This is a genomic window from Solibacillus isronensis (assembly GCF_023715405.1).
GTDB classification, from domain to species: domain Bacteria; phylum Bacillota; class Bacilli; order Bacillales_A; family Planococcaceae; genus Solibacillus; species Solibacillus isronensis_B.
The window spans coordinates 101,646-123,179 of record NZ_JAMBOC010000006.1 but is presented as its reverse complement, the minus strand read 5'-3'; the positions used below and the strand labels follow the sequence as shown (position 1 = coordinate 123,179).

General features: G+C 36.9%; 21 protein-coding genes. 3 read left to right on the top strand and 18 right to left on the bottom strand.

The window, feature by feature from the left end; translation table 11 throughout:
- Positions 1 to 3 precede the first annotated feature (3 nt).
- The 3 genes from M3166_RS17400 to M3166_RS17390 form a co-directional block, all read right to left on the bottom strand.
- Positions 4 to 894: a M15 family metallopeptidase gene (locus M3166_RS17400; protein ID WP_251691286.1), complete on the bottom strand. Its 891-nt coding sequence runs from the start codon at positions 892 to 894 to the stop codon at positions 4 to 6.
- Positions 895 to 919: 25 nt separating this feature from the next.
- Entirely contained in the window at positions 920 to 1,174 is a 255-nt protein-coding gene (locus M3166_RS17395) for a hypothetical protein (protein ID WP_079523311.1), read from the bottom strand.
- Positions 1,175 to 1,463: 289 nt separating this feature from the next.
- Positions 1,464 to 2,258 (bottom strand): helix-turn-helix transcriptional regulator, encoded by a 795-nt coding sequence (locus M3166_RS17390; protein WP_251691284.1) that lies wholly within the window; start codon positions 2,256 to 2,258, stop codon positions 1,464 to 1,466.
- Positions 2,259 to 2,845: 587 nt separating this feature from the next.
- Between M3166_RS17390 and M3166_RS17385 the strand changes: the two genes are divergently transcribed.
- Both M3166_RS17385 and M3166_RS17380 read left to right on the top strand, forming a co-directional pair.
- Positions 2,846 to 3,496, top strand: a complete 651-nt coding sequence (locus M3166_RS17385; RefSeq protein WP_008405802.1) for a LytTR family DNA-binding domain-containing protein — start codon at positions 2,846 to 2,848, stop codon at positions 3,494 to 3,496.
- 335 nt (positions 3,497 to 3,831) lie between these two features.
- Entirely contained in the window at positions 3,832 to 5,352 is a 1,521-nt protein-coding gene (locus M3166_RS17380; protein ID WP_251691282.1) for a succinate CoA transferase, read from the top strand.
- Positions 5,353 to 5,536: 184 nt separating this feature from the next.
- Here the strand turns inward: M3166_RS17380 and M3166_RS17375 are convergent, their stop codons facing one another.
- From M3166_RS17375 to M3166_RS17320, 12 genes are all read right to left on the bottom strand, one after another.
- Positions 5,537 to 5,944 carry a 3-oxoacyl-ACP reductase gene (locus M3166_RS17375; protein WP_251691280.1) on the bottom strand — a complete coding sequence of 136 codons (408 nt, stop codon included), beginning with the start codon at positions 5,942 to 5,944 and terminating at the stop codon, positions 5,537 to 5,539.
- A 349-nt stretch (positions 5,945 to 6,293) separates the two neighbouring features.
- Positions 6,294 to 6,575: a GNAT family N-acetyltransferase gene (locus M3166_RS17370; RefSeq protein ID WP_008405806.1), complete on the bottom strand. Its 282-nt coding sequence runs from the start codon at positions 6,573 to 6,575 to the stop codon at positions 6,294 to 6,296.
- 97 nt (positions 6,576 to 6,672) lie between these two features.
- Positions 6,673 to 7,587, bottom strand: coding sequence for a DUF1002 domain-containing protein (locus tag M3166_RS17365; RefSeq protein WP_251691278.1), 915 nt, complete (start codon positions 7,585 to 7,587; stop codon positions 6,673 to 6,675).
- Between the two features lie 119 nt (positions 7,588 to 7,706).
- A complete protein-coding gene (locus M3166_RS17360) occupies positions 7,707 to 8,564 on the bottom strand; it encodes a CvfB family protein (protein WP_251691276.1) in 858 nt (285 codons plus the stop codon).
- Positions 8,565 to 8,590: 26 nt separating this feature from the next.
- Complete coding sequence (gene mntR, locus M3166_RS17355) at positions 8,591 to 9,010, bottom strand: transcriptional regulator MntR (protein WP_251691274.1); 420 nt, start codon at positions 9,008 to 9,010, stop codon at positions 8,591 to 8,593.
- Between the two features lie 312 nt (positions 9,011 to 9,322).
- On the bottom strand, positions 9,323 to 9,610 hold the full coding sequence (locus M3166_RS17350; RefSeq protein ID WP_427713826.1) for a late competence development ComFB family protein: 288 nt from the start codon (positions 9,608 to 9,610) through the stop codon (positions 9,323 to 9,325).
- 248 nt (positions 9,611 to 9,858) lie between these two features.
- Positions 9,859 to 12,270: a penicillin acylase family protein gene (locus M3166_RS17345; protein ID WP_251691272.1), complete on the bottom strand. Its 2,412-nt coding sequence runs from the start codon at positions 12,268 to 12,270 to the stop codon at positions 9,859 to 9,861.
- A gap of 77 nt (positions 12,271 to 12,347) precedes the next feature.
- On the bottom strand, positions 12,348 to 13,106 hold the full coding sequence (locus M3166_RS17340; RefSeq protein WP_251691269.1) for an exodeoxyribonuclease III: 759 nt from the start codon (positions 13,104 to 13,106) through the stop codon (positions 12,348 to 12,350).
- Between the two features lie 102 nt (positions 13,107 to 13,208).
- Positions 13,209 to 14,120, bottom strand: coding sequence for a UDP-N-acetylmuramate dehydrogenase (murB, locus tag M3166_RS17335; RefSeq protein ID WP_251691267.1), 912 nt, complete (start codon positions 14,118 to 14,120; stop codon positions 13,209 to 13,211).
- A gap of 85 nt (positions 14,121 to 14,205) precedes the next feature.
- Entirely contained in the window at positions 14,206 to 14,511 is a 306-nt protein-coding gene (locus M3166_RS17330) for a winged helix-turn-helix transcriptional regulator (RefSeq protein ID WP_251691265.1), read from the bottom strand.
- Between the two features lie 200 nt (positions 14,512 to 14,711).
- Entirely contained in the window at positions 14,712 to 15,350 is a 639-nt protein-coding gene (locus M3166_RS17325) for an FMN-dependent NADH-azoreductase (RefSeq protein ID WP_251691263.1), read from the bottom strand.
- Between the two features lie 213 nt (positions 15,351 to 15,563).
- The gene (locus M3166_RS17320) at positions 15,564 to 16,268 is read right to left on the bottom strand and encodes a DsbA family oxidoreductase (protein ID WP_251691261.1); all 705 of its coding nucleotides are present in this window, start codon (positions 16,266 to 16,268) and stop codon (positions 15,564 to 15,566) included.
- 165 nt (positions 16,269 to 16,433) lie between these two features.
- On the opposite strand from M3166_RS17320, the gene M3166_RS17315 reads away from it, so the two are divergent.
- Positions 16,434 to 17,810 (top strand): FAD-dependent oxidoreductase, encoded by a 1,377-nt coding sequence (locus tag M3166_RS17315; protein WP_251691260.1) that lies wholly within the window; start codon positions 16,434 to 16,436, stop codon positions 17,808 to 17,810.
- A gap of 21 nt (positions 17,811 to 17,831) precedes the next feature.
- On the opposite strand, the gene M3166_RS17310 is transcribed toward M3166_RS17315, so the two are convergent.
- From M3166_RS17310 to M3166_RS17300, 3 genes are all read right to left on the bottom strand, one after another.
- Positions 17,832 to 18,758, bottom strand: a complete 927-nt coding sequence (locus M3166_RS17310; RefSeq protein WP_251691258.1) for a manganese-dependent inorganic pyrophosphatase — start codon at positions 18,756 to 18,758, stop codon at positions 17,832 to 17,834.
- A gap of 132 nt (positions 18,759 to 18,890) precedes the next feature.
- The gene (locus tag M3166_RS17305; RefSeq protein ID WP_251691256.1) at positions 18,891 to 19,745 is read right to left on the bottom strand and encodes a MurR/RpiR family transcriptional regulator; all 855 of its coding nucleotides are present in this window, start codon (positions 19,743 to 19,745) and stop codon (positions 18,891 to 18,893) included.
- Positions 19,746 to 20,092: 347 nt separating this feature from the next.
- On the bottom strand, positions 20,093 to 21,325 hold the full coding sequence (locus M3166_RS17300; protein WP_251691254.1) for an MFS transporter: 1,233 nt from the start codon (positions 21,323 to 21,325) through the stop codon (positions 20,093 to 20,095).
- Positions 21,326 to 21,534: the final 209 nt, after the last annotated feature.

The window sequence follows — 21,534 nt, the reverse complement described above, 5'->3', positions numbered from 1 at the left end:
TTATTATTGTATCCCTAAGTATTCTTCCAACGTTACGCCTGCTTCAAATACTCTTGTCGCAAGTTCGCCTTCCAAATAGCGGAAATGCCATGATTCATGCATGAATCCTGTAATTTCTTCTTTTCCTTTTGGATATCGTAAAATGAACCCGTACTTATGGGCATTTTGTGCCAACCATTGCCCTGCTTCAGTGTCGCCGAACTCATTTGTCAGCCACAAATCTTCACGACTCTTTTCCCCAATATCAAAAGCGAGTCCAGTTTGATGCTCGGAATACCCTGGTCTTGCACTATAGCGATCTGCCGCTTCCTTCCCATCTCGCTTCACATAACGATCGTAGAGTGTTTGTTGATATTCGTAAGAACGGAAACCACTAAAAGCAACGAGCTCTATTCCATTTTCCATCGCAGCTTTTGCCATCTTTTCAAAAGCGGCACGCGCCTTTGGATCTTCCCCTTTATTGTACGTAGAAGGAAGGGGGTTTTTCTTATTCGCAATTAAAACCCCTTTTACAAAAGTAGGTTCTGTTGCAGGCTTTTGGCCAACAATGTATCCATTTTCCAGCGCTACTTCTTCCGTAGCGGGTGGGGTTTCTTGAGCAGGTTGTTTAATTGGCTGCTCCCCGGAATTTGTCGAAGGATTTTCACCGTTTTGTTCTGAAGAAGCCAGATCATCAACATTTTCATCTTGTGGCTTCACCGGTTCTTCCGTTTCGTTTGTTTTATTTTGCGTCTCTTCATTTTCCAGTTCAGTTGGTTCAACAGATTTTTCTTCTGTAGCAGATTGTGCTACTTCAAATTTATAATAAATAGACCCTAAGATCGCGATTAAAATAACAATTGAAATGGATACAATCATTGCGATCGGACTTTTTCTGTTTGCTTTTCTGTTCATTCCATTTCGCCTTCTTTTTCTATTTTTATCCTGTGACAATAATAAATAAAACAATAATTGATAAAACCGCAAAAATCATCGACATCTTCTGCATCCATTTTGCTTCTTTTTCATGACCCTTTTCTTTAAAGGTACGTGAACGGAAAAAATTCGTAAACGTAAACATAATCGTCATAGCTAAAATGGCCGCTTCCATATTTTGTTTCACAATGAAAAATAATGCGGTTAAACTAGCTCCTGCAACTAAAACGAGTGAGATCGCTCTCTCATATTTTTTCATTTTTCTCTCCTTACATACTGATTGCATGTTCTCATTAAATGCAATCTATTTTCCAACCTTTGTTTAGTATAAAACTAGCTTAATTGATAATGCAATTTTGAAAATCTTAAAGGCACAAACTAGTTATAAAATAAAAAACTCTACATGTAATAATATATACCATGCAGAGTTTTCATATATTATTCTTTTTTTTCTGAAACTTTCAGCTGAACGAAGAATAAAGAATTTAAATTAACTAATCTGCCCTACATTCAAGGGATTATTATACGCGCTATTAGGCTTGCAAGTATTAAATACTTTGGTACTCTACTTCAGGAATTTCAAATCGGAAAAACTCATGATGCAGTTCATCACGGAAATGTTTAGGTGTTACACCTGTGTATTTCTTGAAAATTCTAGTGAAATAACTCTGATTGCAGAAATGGAATTGATCTGAAATTGACGTAATACTTTTATTCGTATGGCGTAAATAATATTGAGATTCCTCTACACGGCGAACATTTAAATATTCAACTAAAGTGATACCTACATGCTCACGGAAAATACGCGATAAATGACTCGTACTAATATGGAAGTTTGCTGCAATACTTTCAACTGTTAAATCATTTTCCAGCTCATCATTTATGTACATAATTACTTTGTTTACTGTTTGGTGACGGAACGTAGGCTGCTTTCGGTCCGCAATAAAGTACACATAAAAATCGATTAAGTCATCTGCAAACTGCAGAAACTCGGCATCCTTCATCTTGTTTTCAATCATATCTGCACATGCTAAATTGAAGGCAAATGCTTTTTTAGAAGGGACTTGATTATCTAAAAGCTTACGGGCAACAATTGAGGATAACGTAACAAAATACGAGCGCACTACTTTAATGACCTGTTTTCCGAAGCGTGCGGATAATATGTCTATAATTTCGTGTAATGTCTTCTTTGCTTTTGCTACTTCTAAATGATAAACTTCAAAAATTAATCGAGATTCCAGAACAAAAAAATCTTCGATACCAGCATATTGATTGATATTGTCAATCTCTTGAAAATACCGTTTTGAAATTGTTTCCGAGATTGAATATTGATGTAGTTGCATAAGTTACCCCATCTTTCTTCAGAATGACCTTCTATTACTTATCAGAAAAACAAGCCTAATACAAATGTACAAGAAATTGTCATAATTCTGCAGATTGGTTATATTCCTTACATCTGCCAGACTGCATTTCATAATAAGTAATAACATTATATTAATCATAAGAAATTTCTATAGTAGAAATTCTTTTATTAAGCAAAGTAATTATTTATTCATTTTTATATTTATACTATTATAGTATGCATTGTTTTCCGCATATTAGTACATTTTATTAGTAACTATAGTGAATATTACCATATTACAAGTTTTGCTTTCAACCTAATTTTAACAATTAACCTAGGACAAAATTATTAGGTTACTTCCATTTATAGAAATAAAGGAATTTAAAAAATGCTTATTTCACCTAATCATACTCTTTTACCATAGTAATTTTCACGCTATTTTTTCATTATATTTTCCATAAAAAAAGGCCCTTTTTAAATCCACAAAAAATATTTTTCATTTTAAAAAATCTTCCCAACCCAATTTCTTTAAATATGTAGTAAAATAGTTCATAATTGTATAAAATGCTTATAAAGAGGTGTTATAAAGTGGATCCAAGACAAATAGAAGAAATTATGGAAGTCATTAAAGAATTTTTCCCTGAGAATACATCAATTGCTATTTCAGATACAAATGAGTATTTATATTATCAGCCCAGCAAAAAAGTAGACTTAAAAATCAAACCAGGTGACCCGATTAAAGAAGGTTCAGCTGCGTACAAAGCTTTAACGTATGGTCAAAAAATCAATTCATACATTGAATCGGATGTATTCGGAGTTCCTTATTACGGAATGAGTATTCCTCTCATTGAAGAAGGTGAAACAAAAGGTGCTATTACAGCTATCTTCCCTCAAAAACCTTCTCCATTTTTAACTAATTATATTACAGTAAAAATTGATGACTGCTGGTACCCAATTAAACACAATCAAGTAATTTATCTTGAGACACAATTGCGTAAAACATTTGTAAAAACGATGCACCGTGAAGGATATCACCGTTTGAACTTAAGTGACTTAGAGTTATTTTTAGCTCCTGATTCGTTCATCCGTTGCCACCGTTCTTATATTGTTAATATCGATTACATTGATGAAATCCAACCAGATTCACATTCAACTTTCCTATTAATTATGAAAGACGGCACACGTATTCCTGTAAGCCAACGCTATGCTAGCTACTTCCGCCGTTCTTTAGGATTCTAAAATTATTTAAAAGCGACTCGTACATACGAGTCGCTTTTTTACTTTCTGCCTCCTCCACCTGACCTTTTGACCTATTCTCCCTTCCTTAATTGTGCATATTTGCTAAACGAGTAACTAGGTAACTTCACACGCAATATACTTTTTATCTCTTTTTTACGTTAAATTTCTCTAATAATCACCTTTTAAGCGCTTTTATGTTGGGCGTGAAGTAAATGTGACAATTTGATGATAATATTAGCATAAATGCCGGTTTACTATCTGGTGAAAAACACAGAAAATTACAAAATTTTCTGTTTATCAAACGATTAAATAACTTATTAGGGGAGGATTTATTCATGGATCCACGAGTTGAGAAACGTTTAGGTTTAAAACAATTATTAGATAAAGTTGTATCTGCTGAAGAAGCTGCTGCTTTAATCCAAGATGGCACAGTAGTAGGGATGTCAGGATTTACTCGCGCAGGTGATGCTAAAGTTGTACCAATGGCATTAGTAGAGCGCGCTAAAAACGAAAAATTTAAAATTGATGTATATACAGGGGCTTCATTAGGTCCTGAAGTTGATAACTACTTAGCTGCTGCTGGTGTTATTAACAAACGCGGTCCTTTCCAAGGGGATGCGGTAATGCGCGGTTTAGTAAACAAAGGCGAAATTTCTTATGTAGACGCACACCTTTCTCACAATGCTGAGTTAGTACGTCAAGGAATTATCGGTCCTATTAAACACTTAATTTTAGAAGCAGTTGCAATTACAGAAGACGGCTTAATTATCCCATCAAACTCTGTAGGTAACTCACCAATCTTCGCTGAATATGCTGAGAACATTATTATCGAATTAAATATCTCTCATCCAGAAGCATTGATCGGTATTCACGATATCTATGTTCCAGGTGAACAAGGTAAGCGTGACGCGATTCCAATGACAAATGCTGAGCAACGTATCGGTGAAATCGGTATTAAAGTAGATCCAGCTAAAATTAAAGCAATCGTTATCTCTGAAGAGCCAGACGCTCCTTCATTAATCGTTCCTCCAGATGAGGAAACACAAACAATGGCAAACATTTTATTAGACTTCTTCCGTTCTGAAATCAAAGCGGGTCGTTTAACAAATGAATTAATGCCATTACAATCAGGTGTAGGTTCTGTAGCAAACGCAGTATTAGACGGCTTTGCTGATGCAGAATTCGAAAACTTGGTAGTTGCTTCTGAAGTATTACAAGATGCAGTATTCAACTTAATTGATGCTGGTAAAGTACGCTTTGCTGCTGCAACTTCTATTACACTTACAGAAGAATTACAGAAAAAAGTTTACGGCAACTTAGAAAAGTATGCTGATAAAATTTGCTTACGTCCACAAGAAATCTCTAACCACCCAGAGCTTATCCGTCGTTTGGGCTTAATCTCAATCAACACTGCTCTTGAGTTGGATATTTATGGTAACGTAAACTCTACACACGTTTCAGGAACTAAAATGATGAACGGTATCGGCGGTTCTGGTGACTTCGCACGTAACGCTCGTCTTGGTATCTTCGTAACGAAATCATACGCAAAAGGCGGCGCGATTTCTTCAATCGTACCAATGGTTTCTCACGTAGACCACACTGAGCACGATGTAGACGTAATCGTAACTGAACAAGGTATCGCTGATTTACGCGGACTTGCTCCAAAAGAGCGCGTAAAATTAATCATCGAAAACTGTGCTCACCCAGATTTCAAAGAGCAGTTATGGGATTACTATAACCGCGCTTACGAAGCAACTGGCGGCGCGCACACTCCTCATATCTTAGAGGAAGCTCTATCTTGGCACGTTAACCTTGCTAAAAACAAAACAATGAAAAAAGAAACAGCTAACGCTTAATCTTTATACATGTTAAAGGATTTGTCTGAAACGATTTAAAAACGTTTCAGACAAACCCTTTTTTTATTGTTTTGAAGTTTAATTCCTTATTCAAAGTGTTTCTAGACATTACCCAGCCCCAACATCATAAAAAAAGGAGGCTAATTTCCCGCCTACCTTGTTTTTATAACACTCATCGGTTTGCTTATGCTCTTTTATCCTGTTCATGATTATAATAATCAGTTGTTGTTTGAGCGCCTTCTTCGACCATTTGGTTACCTTCTAACGTATGGTCTGCAACCTCTCCTGCTGTCATTGCAACATCTTCCAATGATTCTTCTTTGTAATCATCTTTTCCGACAGAAGCCGATTTCGCCATATTTGTATCTAAATCTCCTGTCGATGACGGATGCGCATTTTCGTTACTGTAACCAGCTGATTTGTCTTGGACTTTTTGCATCAAGCCCTGAACTCCACCGCTTTCATTTACTTTACCTTTTGCTTTATTCAAATAGTCCATTGCTTTATCACGGTTTTCCTTTTTACTTAAAAATGAAGCAGCACCTGCTAATAATCCTGCAACTACAACGCCTTTACCTTTTAATTTAGCCATAATAATATTACCTCCTAATTCCGAATTTATTTTACCTTTTCATATAAATTAATATACCCTGCGAAATTCTTTTAAAACATTGGCTGTTATAGGAGTAAAAACTACCTGAACTGGGTAAATATATATAAATAAGGGAAATAAAGGAGTGTTCAACATGTTCCAAAACAAAGAAATTACATATAAAGGTACGGAAATTCTTACTCTTCTCGGTGTTTCAGGAGTTATTACTGCTTTGATTTTATTATTGGTAGGATTTTAAATAAACATGACAATAAATCAAAAGAAAATTATAATTCCATAATAAAACACGATTTTCTAAAAAAATGAAAATCGTGTTTTTTGTATATTGCTATACTTTTACATCGTCATACGCGTCACTTTTTTGGAATGAAGAAACGACATATGAACAAATGGCATTCATTTTGTAATTGTTTTCTCGAGCGTAATCCGCAGCGGCATCTAAAAGCTTTTTAGCTACCCCTTGACCGCGTAACACATCAGATACATACGTATGATCCATATTCATGACACCGTCACGTAAAACCCAAGTAATCTCAGCAACACGCTGACCGTTCAATTCGTATTCCAGAGCACCATAGTTGTTCCCTTTGTCTTTATAAATAAATTCCATATTTCTCCCTCCTTCTGTACTTCACAATATACCATAATTTGAATTTTCAATAAAAATAAAAGCACCCGATTATGAGTGCTTTCATTGAATGACTATTTTATTTGAACCAAGATGAAATTGTATCGATTAAATTATTGAAGAAGTTTTTGACGCTTTGCCAAAATCCTTCATCCTCTAATATTGCACCGAACTTCTCATCGAACTTTGCAGTCAAATCTGAAAGCTGTGAAGATAATTTACTGAAGTCGATATTCAAATTACTGATTCGGTCCATTAAATCCACTAAAAGCTGACGGTCTGTTTCACTTAAATTGATTTGCAGTTTGTTCAACTGTTCTTCAACAATTTGCTGAACTTCTTCTTTTGTTGCCGGTTTATTTTCAGCAATTGCTTTCTTAATTTCTGTTAATAATTCCGAAACTTGTGCATCTGAAACTCCTGCCGATTCAGCAATTGATGTTGCAACAGATAATTCGTCATTCGCGACATCTGTACGCTCAATATCTAATGTCTCACCTGTTTTTGCTTCATATGCTTTATATATCCCAACTAATGCCGAGTGACCTGTTACCGGTTTAGGTGCTGCAATTTCCACAATCGCATCTTCAATACCTGCTGTTAACATGGCATTTGCATACATTTCCGATGTTACCTGTGTAATATTATCTGGTGTTACAATACTAATTGTAAGTCCCTTGCCTGCATCTTGACGTGTAATTTTAGCAGATGAGAACATGCGTGAACTTGGGTTACTATCTTTTATATATTTTGCTAAATCCTGTCCTGAAATTGTAATTTCATCTATTTCTGTTTCCTGATCCACACGCAAAGCAGTTTTTACTGTTTCTTTTTCATCAGCAGATAAATTACCTCCGTAAACAACGATTGGTACGCCGAGCTTTTCATTGATTGGATTTTTTTGTTCTGTAGTTGCCGCAGAAGCGCTCATTGGTAAAACAAAAGAAATCAATAACGCGAATGCTGCAATAACACCCATCCATTTTTGTCTCATTTATAAATCCCCCTTTACGAATGTATATGTTGTCCAATTCTACTATACATTCTCTAATTAATACGAATAAAAAAAGTAAAAGGTTTCATATACATTTCCCCTTTTACTTATAGTTGTATCTAAACGATTTCTGTCCAGCCGTCTTTTTGCGTAATTTTGCGCGCTTTCATTAAAGTACCTAGTGCACGCTTAAACGAACCTTTACTCATCTTGAACATTTCAGAAATTTCCTCTGGCGTTGATTTATCGCCAAACGGCATTTTTCCGCCGACACTTTCCAAATATGCAAAGATTCTCTCAGCATCATCACCTAAACGCTCATGTTTTCGAGGTAAAAACGAGCCGTTTAACGAGCCATCTTCCTTCACATCAATAATGCGCACTTGCACTTCTTGTCCTAAACGCGGCTCAGCTTTCATTTCCGATTCGTGGACGAAAATACGATAAGGATTTTCAACCCCTAATAAAAACGATCCTACCGGTAATAGACGGTATGGTCGAGCTGTAATGTTTTTATTGAACATGTCTTCCGCTGCGCCTTCATACATGTCATTAACTTTTTCTTCTGTAATTAAACGACCGAATAAATCTCCGTTGCGATCTGTACGTAATGTAATATACAAATGATCTCCTGCTTCCGGCCATACCTCTTCAATCACCGGCAAGTCTTCAGCACGTACTAATACTTCGCGGGATGTACCAATATCACAGAAGGCACCTTCTTTTGTTACTTTCAATACACGTGCCCAACCGTAATCCGCTTCTGTAATATGCGGAATGGCTGTCGTTGCCTGCAGGTCTCCACGGCGATCCGTATAAAGGAATACTTTTAAAACATCGCCTATCGCAATTGTTTCAGCTACATCTGATGCATTTAAGGGAATTTCCAACTCACCATTTGTTAAAATATAACGTGACCCTTGTTCTTCCAATACCGTTAATTCCACTACTTGTCCTGATTTTATTAATTGATTCATCATATTCTCCTTTTTCTTGTCAATCATTACATACTATGATTTGATTTCATTTCTTCCAGCTTCTTCGTCATTTGAGGCTGTTCTTCTAAAAGCTGTACAAGATCCGCAATGCGATCAATGGAATTCCAGCTCAAGTGATGTTCAATACCTTCAACGTCTTCATATATACGTTCTTCATCAACCCCTATTAAACGCAAAAATTGCTCCAGCAAATCATGTCGCTGAACAAGTCTCTTTCCTAACTTTTGCCCTTTTGGCGTTAATGTTAAGCCTCTATATTTTTCATATATTAAATAGCCGTCTTTATCTAATTTCTGCACCATTTTTGTAACGGAGGAAGGTAGAACAGATAAAGCTTCCGCAATATCGGACACACGTGCATACCCTTTATGTTCAATTAGTAGATAAATTTGTTCAATGTGGTCCTCCATGCTAGGTGTTGGCATAGCTGTTCCCTCTCTTTCCAATTGCTTCTTTCAGTTTACTACAATTTCACGCAAAAAGTTAACTGAAAACAGTAAACGCTTAAATTCATAGGCTCAGTTTCATAACAATTCGGCTATGGTTACACAGGAAGCAATTTAGTCAGCCATCGACGTGAATAGTGGCAATTTTAAAGTCTCCCTACGTTAAAAGGCATTAAAAGAAAAAGGCTATTGCAATTAGTATGCCCCTAATTGAATAACCTCTTCATTTTATCTTTTACAAAACTTGATCATGACTGCTTATATACATAATTAACGCATTGAAATCATTTCTTATGGGTGCTTAGGATATTGTTTTACGATGTGAAGTGCATGGATAATTTGTTTATTGATTTCCTCAAGATATTCCGGGGTGCTCATTTGTTTAAATACAGCATCTCTCGTCTCATCCGATGTAACATAACGAGCAGGCAATACATTTAAAACAATTGCATTCACATCCATCTCACATTGTTCACAATGGCAAAATGTTTGATATTCAACGCCATGCAGCAGAAAACTAACAAGCCCTTTTACAATTTCTTCTGTTACATTTATTAATTTAATACCTGACATTGTCATCTTTCGCCCCATTTATAAAACCAGATTCTCTTCTCTAATCATATAACGCCAAGTAATTTAACTCAAACATTTCGATTAGCATATGTGACTTTTTTACTTTAAATTAGTAATTTTCACCTCTGCATTTTAACTCACTTTAAAATATTTACTGCACTACTATTCTCCTTATATCAAAACTTAAACGTCAAAGTAACATTTAAATATAAAAAATCCCCCCTTTTTAAAAAGGGAGGACTGATTCAATTTTATTACTCAGCTTTTAATATCAATTCATAACCATGATCGATATCGCCATTGATTTTCGTTTTATGATAGCGCCCGTAAACCCAGTTTGAAGTCTGGTTGTCATACCATTTAGACTTCACATGTCCGCTCTGTCCTGGACCGACAATATGATATGCTGATTTTAAATTATCCAAGTCAGCTACAAAGCGCCACGATGCACCGTGATTTACATTTCCGTTGCCATCTTCAGAAGCTGCTTGCACGGTAACACTAGAACCGCCAACCGGTAGCTTTTCAGGGTTGACATAGTCCGCTAAAAAGTCCGATGCGCTTGCTAATGGATGATCAAATGTCAGCTGATTATAGCTGCCCCATTTCCATTTTGAAACAGACGTCCCAAATTTACCTTTAATCTTTGTTACAGCATCCTCGAATGCAGTATAAACAAATTTATCCAGTCCGCCTTCTTCTGTAATCCAGACACCCGGATTGCCTGCATATGCATCACGCAGCATTTGGTCTGTAATTTGCGATTTGCCAGGCATTAATTTGTAAACATCTTCCGGCATTGCATCTTGGAATAATGCTTTTTCCATATTTTCAATTAAGAAGTGGTACACAAGTGGTGCACCTTGATCTTTGTCATCATAATACTCCCATTCTTCCAGGAGAGTAATGACACTCTTATACTTGTCTTCATTATCTTGAGCTTTAATCGTTTCAAGCAAGCCCGGTAAAAATTCTGCGGCATGCAAATTCTTTTTATCCATTTGCATACCTTTCATTTCTGCAACAGAAAGCTTTAATAATTCACCTGTTTCCTCATCATACATCGGTGTTTTAATCATTTCTACGATTCGCTCATATCGATAAGGCTGTGCCCAAAGATTTGAAATATGGTAAGGGTATTCATCACCTACAACTTGATTGTTTGCTGTTGCAATATAGCCTTCTTCCGGATTAATAACAGTTGGCAGCTCATCAAATGGGATATAGCTTTCCCAGCCGTATTCCGACGAGTTACCTGGCACCGGTAATGAACCTGTACCTTGTTTACGGATTGGTACTAGACCATTTGCTTTGTAAGCAATTGTTCCATCAGTTGAAGCAAACACAAAGTTTTGTGCCGGTGCTTTAAAGTCCTCTAGCGCAACTTCAAACTCTTCCCAATTTGTCGCTTTATTGAAGCCTAATACTGCTTTTAATTCTTGTGTTGATTGCAGTGCTGTCCACTGCATAGAGAACTGCTCTTTCATTTTTGTATCTTTTAACATAATGTTAGAAATGATTGGGCCATGGCGTGTTTCCACAACTTCAAAGTCCACCGTTTCACCGTCTTTTACTTTGATCGGCTCTTGTCGGACAGTTGCCTCTTCCCATTCACCGTCATATTCAAATTCATATGGGTTTTCAGGGTTTGGTTTTTCAATATATAAATCTTGTACATCCGGGTTCACATTCGTTACGCCCCATGCAATTTGTTCGTTATGCCCAAGAATAATTCCAGGGATCCCTGCAAAAATTACACCACTAACATTTTGTTCAGGTGATTCCAGATGCATTTGATACCATACAGATGGCGTGCTTAATCCTAGATGTGGATCATCTGCAAGTAATGGCTTACCCGATTTTGTCAGCTCGCCACTTACAACCCAGTTATTACTGCCGTTATGTTCTGACGGTAAGTAATCTGTCGGAATGGCACTTGCAATATCCGTTTCCAGATTTAAATTTGCTTCAATAATTGATTGAGCGTTTTCTGGGTACTCTATAAATAATTCTTCAGCTTGTTCTTGTGTATAGTTTTGCATTGCCCATGATCGGAAAGCTTGCTGATTCCAGTTTCCGCCTAAGTCATATGCCATATATTTACCAATTGTCAATGAATCAATCGGTGTCCAAGCTTCAGGCGTATACCCTAGTAGTTTGAATTCATATGAAAGTTTGCTCGTACCTTTTACTTCATCGATAAAAGCATTTACACCTTCCGCATACCATTCAAGAATTTGTTTTGACTGTGCATCATAATCATCCCATGATAACTCTGCAGCATGTCGTAAACTGAATGTACGGAAAAACTTATCTGTATTTACTGCAGATTCCCCTACCACTTCAGCTAACATACCACTTGCTTGGCGGCGCGCTAAATCCATTTGGAATAAACGATCCTGTGCCTGCACATAGCCTTGTGCACGGTAAAGATCCGCATCAGACTTGGCCACAATGTGTGGAACCCCTACACCATCTCTCGTAACTTCAACATCATCATCTAAAATCGATACCGCGAGTTCACCTTCAATGACAGGTTTAGAATTTGCTACGTATAAGTGCAATCCTGCTACCGCTGCACCACCTACAATAATTAAAATCCCAACTGCCCAAATGACGATGTTTATAAATTTGCGCCCTTTTGACTTTTTCGCCTGTTGTGCCATAAATTCCACCTCTTTTTTTCTGTTTTTACAAAGCTTTATTATGCTGTAAAAGTTCTGTTTCTATTAGTCTATTCATCTTACACCGTTTTTAATTTTAATACGATAGGGCAATGATCGCTACCTAAAATTTCTGAATGTATAGATGCTTCCTCTACTTTTTCAACAAGTCGGTCAGATATAATAAAATAATCGATGCGCCAGCCGATATTTCGCTCACGTACTTTGGCCATATAACTCCACCATGTAAAATGGTCGGTTAAGTCCGGATGGAAATGACGAAACGTATCCGTAAATCCACTTGAAAGTAATTCTGTCATCTTTCCGCGCTCTTCATATGTAAATCCGGAGTTCCCGATATTGGATTTCACATTTTTAATATCCAGTTCACTATGTGCAACATTTAAATCTCCACAATAAATGACGGGCTTTTTCGCATCAAGTTCCTTCAAATATAGTGTCATCCGGTCTTCCCATTGCAGCCGCTCTTCCAGACGAGTTAAATCTCTCTTAGCATTCGGTGTGTACGTGTTTACTAAATAAAAGTTTTCATACTCCAATGTAAGGATGCGGCCTTCATCTGCCGCAATTTCATGTTCAATTCCGTAGTACACTGCTAACGGTTCATGTTTCGTAAATACAGCTGTACCGGAGTAACCTTTTTTCACTGCTGAATGCCAATATTGATAATATCCTTCCAGTTGAAGATCAATCTGTCCTACCTGGCATTTCGTTTCCTGGATACAGAAAAAGTCCGCATCCATTTCACGGAAATAATCCAAAAATCCTTTATTTACACAAGCACGAATCCCGTTCACATTCCACGAAATAAATTTCATCTTTCTTACTCCTTTTATGTAATCTCATATTAATTATCATTAAAAAAAAAGAGAACTCGCGCTAAATTAGCACGAGTTGAAGTCATTTTATATCATCCAAGATTAGTCTTCACCGACGATTTTTACTTCCATTTCCAAGTCGATATCGTACTTCTCTTTTACAACACGCTGTACCATTTGAATTGTATCGATATAGTCCTTTGCCGTAGCATTGTTTTTATTGACGATAAATCCTGCATGCTTTGTAGAAACTTCTGCCCCTCCGACACCTTTACCTTGCAATTCACTATCCTGAATAAGCTTACCTGCAAAATAACCTGGTGGACGTTTGAATACACTGCCCGCCGAAGGGTATTCTAGCGGCTGCTTCGATTCACGCTGGAACGTTAAATCGGCAATCTTCTCATCTATTTGCTTTTGATCACCATGTGCTAACTGAAACGTAGCAGACAGTACGAAATAGCCTTTTTTTGCAATGATACTTTTCCGGTAAGAAAGCTCCAGTTGCTCGTTGTTCAGCTCAAGAAGCTCTCCTTTCGGTGTTAGTACTTTACAAGTTGTAACGATGTCTTTAACCTCACCACCGTAAGCCCCGGCATTCATTGCCATTGCTCCACCGATTGAACCTGGAATTCCGCATGCAAACTCAAAACCGGTTAAGCTCTGAGCTGCGACTTGCTTTGATACTTCTTTAATCAATGCGCCACTTTGCGCATAAACCGTATCACCTTCAATACGAATTTCGTCCAATAAAGCAAAATGCAGGACAATACCACGTACTCCACCATCACGTACGACCATATTGGAGCCGTTCCCCAGCATGAGTAGCGGTACATTATTTTCATATGCATACTTAACGACAGCTGCTGCTTGTTCTTCTGTATTCGGCAGCACTAAAATATCTGCCTTACCGCCAAGCTTTGTCATCGTATATTTTTTTAGTGTTTCATTTATTTTTATATTAGTTGAAGGGATCCATTGTGATAAATCATTTTCCCACTGTTGAATTGTCATAAAAAACATTTTCCTTTCCTGTAAAGCTGACGTACTTTTTAAGTATCTGTTTTTATAACGCTTTTTACAAGTAAAACAGCATGATTTATAACCAAGTTTTCGCCCATATTTCAATTTCTCTCACAGTTTGTTCAAGTGAATGCCCTTTATCCGTTAAATTATACTCAACACGAACCGGTACTTCCGAATACACTTTACGTTCAACAATACCTTCTTTTTCGAGTTCCTTTAAACGCTCTGACAGTAAGCGTCCACTAATCGGTAATGCTGATTCGATCGCATTGAAACGTTGAGGTCCTTCCAACAATTGATAAATAATTAAAGCTGTCCAGCGTTTCCCGACTAGCTCCATTGCTTTTGATAGACGCGGACATAGTGCTGATTCTTTCATTTTCTTCACCTCATATTCACTACTCTAAAACTAAATTTATTTAACTGCTACTTATTATATTACCACTTCTTATTAATTACAAAAAGTAAGTAGCTTACTACCAAGTGAATTTTACATTAATAAATGCCGTTGTCCGATTAAAAAAAGAAGGGAGCCCACAACTTTGTGAGCAACCCTTCTCTACTATATGAATAATTTAATTAAGCTGTTACTTTTGCCAAATTTTGCGCTGCAGCTTTTACTTTTTCTAAGCCTTCAGCAATAATCTGTTCAGCTCCAGCTGGATTTGATGCATGACCTTCGATAATAACTTCATCAATTTTTTCCATACCATATACGCCACCAATAACCGCATTAATATAGTTTACTGACATTTCTGATGCAGATGCTTGTGGTGTTGAGTAAATACCGCCACGTGCGTTTAATACGATATATTTTTTGTCAGTCATTAAGCTTACTAATTGACCTTGTTCATTGTATTTGAATGAATAGCCAGCGCCATAAGTATAATCGATGAATGATTGTAATGCTGCTGGAATTGTTAAGTTCCATAATGGGAATGCAAATACTACTACATCTGCAGCTGTTAAAGCTTCACGAGATTTGTTGAAAGCAGCTAAAGAACCTGCTTCGATTGCTGATAATTCTTCGCCTGATTGTGCTTTACCGAAAGCGTTGAATAATTCTTGACCGAAATATGGCATATTTTCTTCAAATACGTCAAAAGTTGTTACGTTTAAACCTTCATTGTTCGCAACTTCAGCCATGAATGTTTCATACATTTTTGTTGATACGCCATCTGGGCGGTTATTTGCTTTTACTACTAATACGTTTGTCATTTTCATTTCTCCCTACTATTTTCAATATTATTTATTTTTAAATTATTATCTTGTTTTAAAGTATCTCAAATTCGAGGCACTTTTATATAATAAAAGAACAACCTAAAAAAATCAATTAGATTGTTCTCATACTTTAGTCTGAATTCCTATTTCGAATTTATATAAAAATACGAATCTAGGTAAAATTCCCTGTTTAACTCCTATTAACTCCAGTTAAATATCACAAGAATCATCGGTACATGCAGCACCGTCTACCCCTTGCATTTTCAAAGGCTTACGTAAACCAATTTCCTGTGCTGCCTTTTCAATCGTTTGTTCAAACACTTCCTGTGGCTGTGCACCTGAAATGCCGTACTTATTATCAATGACAAAGAAAGGAACACCACGTACACCAAGATTTTGAGCGACTGCAATATCTTGTTGCACCTGTTCCATATACTCATCGCTCTCAATAACTTGACGAGCTTTTTCTGCAGATAACCCTACTTCTTTTGCTAATGTCAGTAATACCTCAGTTTGTCCGATCGCTTCACCTTCTAAAAAGTAAGCTTTTAAAACGCGCTCGGTAAACTCTTTTTCTTTCCCTTCTGTTTCAGCCCATTTTGCTAAACGGTGCGCTTTTACAGTGTTTGCACTTTTCATTTCATCAAAATTGTACTCAAGCCCTACTTCTTTGGCACGTGATGTAACATTTGCTGTCATCTTCTTCACTTCATCTAATGAAATCTGATATTTTCGTGACAGTTCTTCATATACAGAGCTTGTCGTATCAACTGGTGTGGAAGGATCCAATAAATAGCTTTTATAGGCTACTTCAATTGAATCTCCGTACCCAAGTTCATCTAATGCGATTTCTAATTGTTTCTTGCCGATATAGCAAAAAGGACATACATAGTCAGACCATACTTCGATTTTCATGCTAATCACTCTCCTTGTCTTGTATTGTAGCGAGCAACTATTCAAAAGTACAATGTTTGAAACTAGCCTCCTCCCACATAAAGGTCCGAGGAATTTTTATTATGTGACGTTAGCTGAATAAATCCTGGTCAATTACCCTATGCTGAAAAATAAAAAGGTGATATTTTGAAACAATCTCTCTGGCTTCCAACACATTCAGATTTTGCTGCCCCTACTCTGCAAGAATCGATTAACTGCGACATATGTATAATTGGAGGGGGAATCAGTGGTATTTATACTGCATATTCGCTGGCTAAAGAGGGGCTTAGTGTCGCGCTAATCGAAGCAATGCCTCAGTTTGCACAAGGAACAACAGGCTATTCTACAGGAAAATTGACAGTACAGCATAATCTCATTTACTCAAAACTCAATGAAGAAGATGGTAAAATTTACTACGAGGCGAATAAACAAGCTATTGAACAAGCTGTTTCCGAAAGTAGCACCAGCTTTTCTCGTGCTACTTCGTACGTTTATACAGCTACCCCTCAAGGAAAAGAGCAGCTTTTAAACGAGGCGGAAAGCTATAAAAAAATCGGTATTCCCTTTCTTGCAACAAAGGACATCGAGCTTTCGGTTCCTGTAGAACTTGCGCTCGGTATCAAAAATGAAGGTCAGATAAATCCTGTCGAGTTTACGAATACGTATGTTCATTTAGCTAGAAAACATGGGGCACAACTTTATTTAAATACGCGAGTGACTAAATTAGAAATGTCCAAAAATTGTCTTCATACAAGCAATGACCATACTGTTCAATATAAAAAGCTAATTTTATGTACACATTACCCGATTGAATCAATTCGACAACTTTATTCGATGAAACTGCAGATTAAACGGTCTTACCTAACAGCAACAAAATATTCACAGCTATTAGAAGGCCAATACTTAAGCGTTGATGCTCAAAGTCGTACAATCCGAACGGCACTTATCGATAATCAGCCCTACTTCATCTATGGCGGACAATCGCATACAGCTGGATCGACAAGCGATACAGACCCGTTTTATGAAACATTGCAGCATGAACTAACAACAGATTTTGAACTTCCGCCATATGAATACGGCTGGAGTGCACAGGATGTCATGACGGCAGACCAAATTCCTTATATCGGCCAGCTGTCACCGGGCGATGACAGTTTGTATATTGCAACGGGCTTTAATAAATGGGGGCTTTCTTCTTCACTTGTTGCAGGAACATTGCTTACAAATCTTATTAAAAGAATTGCAAACCCTGCAGCCGCTTTATTCTCACCGAATCGTTCGAATTTCGGGAAGACATTTTACTTCATGCTGCAAACGGGCGGGATGATTGGAAAAGAGCTTGTAAAAGGCTATATCGACAGACCGGATGCGCCTAAGTGTACACACCTTGGCTGTAAAACAAGATGGAATGTTGCAGATGATACATGGGATTGTCCATGTCATGGATCTCGCTACAACGCAAAAGGCGAAGTTATCGAAGGCCCTGCAGTCTATCCGTTAAAAATGAAAAAATCCGGTAACTCTTAAATGAGTTGCCGGATTTACTTTTTATTTTAAGTTTTCTGTTAAAACTGGAACGATTTGTTTTTTGCGTGATACAACGCCTGGTAAGCTGATGCGACCATTAACCATTGTTGCACCAAACGCTTTTGCTGCTTCTTCGGCAACTTGTCCAGCTGCTACTGCTGTTGAATCATTGTTTAAAATATCTGTTACGACGAAGAAGAATAAATCTAGGCCATTATCCGCAATATTTTTGTTCAATAAGTTTTCAAGCTCTTCTTGGCGACCAAGAACGTCTTCAATATCCACTGCATTTACTTGGGCAACTGTCGCTTTATATTCACCAAATTCAAAGCCTTTTGCATCCAATGACAATAAATCTTCCAGTGACTTATCTGAAAGGTCCGCACCTGCTTTTAGCATAGCTAAACCATATTGTGCAGTATCAACATTTGCAATTGCTGCCAATTCTTCGCCAGCTTTCACATCTTGCTCTGTGCATGTTGGCGATTTGAATAATAATGTATCCGAAATAATAGCAGAAAGCATTAAACCTGCAATGTTAGCCGGAATTTCTACATTATTTTCTTTATATAATTTATTTAAGATTGTCGCTGTACAACCTACAGGCTCAGCACGGAAATATACTGGATCAGCTGTTACAAAATTCGCAATACGGTGATGATCGATTACTTCAGTGATTTGTACTTCTTCGATTCCATCTGCTGATTGCTGGAACTCATTATGGTCTACTAAAATTACTTGTGCTCCTTCATCTTTTACGTTAGCAATTAGACGTGGTGCTTCAAAGTTGAATTTTTCTATTGCATACTTTGTTTCGTTATTTAATTCTCCAAGTCGAACTGCTTCTGCATCTACACCTAATTGTTGTTTTAAGTATGCATAAACAATTGCTGAAGTAATTGTATCTGTATCTGGATTTTTATGTCCGAAAACTAATGTTTTACTCATGAGTGAGCCTCCTATTAAATGCTTTTCGCTCTTCATTTTAACATAACGTAAAGAAAGTGAAAAACAGAAGATTTGCCAATATTGCTTAGCAAAAAGGAAAACTGTAATGGCTATGAGTTAGCCTTTACAGTTTTAGCTGATTGCTATTAAATTCGGCGTATTGAGCGCGCCATTTGTCTTTTTATTATATTGCTCATATTGTTGTGGGTTTTGGCTTACCATTGATTCCACTAATATATGTAATAGAGAGAATATAGCAATTGTACATGTGGCTCCGGCTTCTTTTGTATTGGGAACAATAAGTACGGGGTTAGCCGGTTCTTGAGATGTAAGCTCTTTGTTACGGATTGCGACAATTTTAACATTTTTTCTTTTAGCGATTTCTACTGTTGTTGCCATATCTTCATACTCTTCATCAAGCGATATAACGAAAAGCAATGAATCTTCATCCATATACGCAAGTTGTTGTGCAATTTTATCTGCCTCATGAGGAATAAAATGAACATGGTCACGTAACCTGTTGACATTGCTGTACATCCAAAAAGCAACTGGTGTCGATTGTCTGAAACCTAAAAAATGGATTTTCTTTGATGTATGTAACAATTGCACAACTTCTTCAACATCCTGTTCTTTTAACTGGTTGAATGTTTTAGATATATTGGCGATATCTTTTTTTACAATGTCCGCTCCAATGTGATTTCGGATTTTTTTAACAGGCATCGCTTGTTTAACTTCCGTTACTTCACCTTTATCCATTAAATATTCCTTCAGTTTATCTTGGAGCTCACTAAAACCTGCTAAATCCATTGAATAGCAAAATCTGATTACAGTCGATTCACTTACATCTGCTAACCTTCCTACTTCGGAGGCGGTATGTGTCCCCACTATATTCGGATTATCCATAACAAACTGAGCAACTTTTCGCTGCCCCTTAGAAAGACGAATATACTTCTTCTTAATATTTTCGCAAATAGTCAAATTCTCCATCTCCCTTTCTAATATTTTTTTAAAATAATATCTCACTTATTCATGTAACTTTACGAGCGCTAAATTCTTAATAATAAAAAATACATTAACATGAATAATAATAGAATTCAACGAGTTTTCTGAAAAAACTTTAGCCTACTAAAGAATATAAAAATTTGAATAGGAAATTGACATACTTTTGTAAAATTTGTAATTTATAAATAAACTATTATTAAAAACCTGTTATGGACATTTATCTATTAGGTATTTTTTTACAGCTCATAAATGTAAAAAGGACCTGCGCTATTTTATTAGCACAAGTCCCTATTCATTATCAAAAAAAACATTTTAATACTAATAGTTTACAACTATAGTAATTCTGTTTGCTTTGTTTCTTTCCCTAAAAAAATAACCGCCAACACTCCAATGACGATGGCCACACAGAAAATCGCGAAAATATAGCTAATATCATAGCCTTTTGTCAGGAGTGTCCCAACTAATAACGGACCGAAAATACCTCCAACACGACCTATTGCTGCAGCCATACCCGCTCCCGTTCCACGTACAATTGCCGGATATTGCTCAGGTGTATACGCATATAAGGCACCCCATGCTCCTAAGTTAAAGAACGAAAGCAACATACCGGAAATCAACAATGTTTCGATCGTTTCTGCACCACCGAATACAAAGGCACTTGCTGCAGTCCCTAATAAATATGTAACTAATACAAATTTGCGCCCAAATTTCTCGATGAACCAAGCAGCTGTAAAATAACCCGGTAATTGGGCTAACGTCATGATTAATACATATTTAAAACTTGATATTAAATCAAATCCCTTGCCAACCATTACACTTGGTAACCATAAAAACATGCCATAGTAAGAAAATACAACTGCAAACCATAAAATCCAAAGCATTAGTGTAGAACGTGCATATTTCTTCTCCCATAACGTTGCGATATTTTGGAACACCGAACGTTTTTTCGACTCTTCTTTTACCCTGAACTGTGGAGAGTCCGGTAATTTCATTCTTATATAAATTGCATAAATTGCAGGGATTGCCGTAATTAATAGTGCAACTCGCCATCCTTCAATTGGCCAAAATTCAGCCGGTATAACGAAATAGGCAATAAGCGCGGCGATTAGCCAGCCTCCAGCCCAAAAACTTTCAAGTAAAACGACAACTCTTCCGCGTTCTTCAGCTTTTACACTTTCAGATACAAGCGTTGAAGCAACAGGTAATTCCCCGCCAAGCCCCATGCCGACAAAAAAGCGTAAAATTAAAAAGAGCGTCAAAGTTGTTGTAAATGCGGATAAACCACTCGCAACTGAGAATAGTATTAGTGTCCACATAAAGATTTGCTTACGTCCTACTTTGTCTGCAAGTACACCAAAAAACAGCGCACCAACTGCCATACCAATCGAGTTTACACTTGCAATCCAACCCATTTGACTACTATTTAATCCCCAGTCAACTGCAAGCGCTGCAATGATAAAAGATAGTATTCCGACATCCATTGCATCGAACATCCATCCAACCCCAGCTATACGTAGAAGTTTATTACGTGATAGGGGCTTTTGTTCATTTGTTTCCACCGACATTACTTTTCCACCTTCCATGTGTCTTTACACTTGACTTAACAACATTACTATCATACATTTCTTTCTTAAAAGTGACAACATTTTTTTAACTTAACGAATTGTTCCGACAATTTAACAATTCCTATTGAAATAAGGGACACATAGGTATAAAATGTCTTGTATACAAAAACAAATGTTCACCTAGCGAGAACAGAAGGAGTTTATTATCT

Coding starts and splice junctions, on each gene's coding strand:
- M3166_RS17400 (WP_251691286.1), bottom strand. CDS start 894: ATGAACAGAAAAGCAAACAGAAAAAGTCCGATCGCAATGATTGTATCC.
- M3166_RS17395 (WP_079523311.1), bottom strand. CDS start 1,174: ATGAAAAAATATGAGAGAGCGATCTCACTCGTTTTAGTTGCAGGAGCT.
- M3166_RS17390 (WP_251691284.1), bottom strand. CDS start 2,258: ATGCAACTACATCAATATTCAATCTCGGAAACAATTTCAAAACGGTAT.
- M3166_RS17380 (WP_251691282.1), top strand. CDS start 3,832: ATGGATCCACGAGTTGAGAAACGTTTAGGTTTAAAACAATTATTAGAT.
- M3166_RS17375 (WP_251691280.1), bottom strand. CDS start 5,944: ATGGCTAAATTAAAAGGTAAAGGCGTTGTAGTTGCAGGATTATTAGCA.
- M3166_RS17370 (WP_008405806.1), bottom strand. CDS start 6,575: ATGGAATTTATTTATAAAGACAAAGGGAACAACTATGGTGCTCTGGAA.
- M3166_RS17365 (WP_251691278.1), bottom strand. CDS start 7,587: ATGAGACAAAAATGGATGGGTGTTATTGCAGCATTCGCGTTATTGATT.
- M3166_RS17360 (WP_251691276.1), bottom strand. CDS start 8,564: ATGAATCAATTAATAAAATCAGGACAAGTAGTGGAATTAACGGTATTG.
- mntR (WP_251691274.1), bottom strand. CDS start 9,010: ATGCCAACACCTAGCATGGAGGACCACATTGAACAAATTTATCTACTA.
- M3166_RS17350 (WP_427713826.1), bottom strand. CDS start 9,610: ATGACAATGTCAGGTATTAAATTAATAAATGTAACAGAAGAAATTGTA.
- M3166_RS17345 (WP_251691272.1), bottom strand. CDS start 12,270: ATGGCACAACAGGCGAAAAAGTCAAAAGGGCGCAAATTTATAAACATC.
- M3166_RS17340 (WP_251691269.1), bottom strand. CDS start 13,106: ATGAAATTTATTTCGTGGAATGTGAACGGGATTCGTGCTTGTGTAAAT.
- murB (WP_251691267.1), bottom strand. CDS start 14,120: ATGACAATTCAACAGTGGGAAAATGATTTATCACAATGGATCCCTTCA.
- M3166_RS17330 (WP_251691265.1), bottom strand. CDS start 14,511: ATGAAAGAATCAGCACTATGTCCGCGTCTATCAAAAGCAATGGAGCTA.
- M3166_RS17325 (WP_251691263.1), bottom strand. CDS start 15,350: ATGACAAACGTATTAGTAGTAAAAGCAAATAACCGCCCAGATGGCGTA.
- M3166_RS17320 (WP_251691261.1), bottom strand. CDS start 16,268: ATGAAAATCGAAGTATGGTCTGACTATGTATGTCCTTTTTGCTATATC.
- M3166_RS17310 (WP_251691258.1), bottom strand. CDS start 18,758: ATGAGTAAAACATTAGTTTTCGGACATAAAAATCCAGATACAGATACA.
- M3166_RS17305 (WP_251691256.1), bottom strand. CDS start 19,745: ATGGAGAATTTGACTATTTGCGAAAATATTAAGAAGAAGTATATTCGT.
- M3166_RS17300 (WP_251691254.1), bottom strand. CDS start 21,325: ATGTCGGTGGAAACAAATGAACAAAAGCCCCTATCACGTAATAAACTT.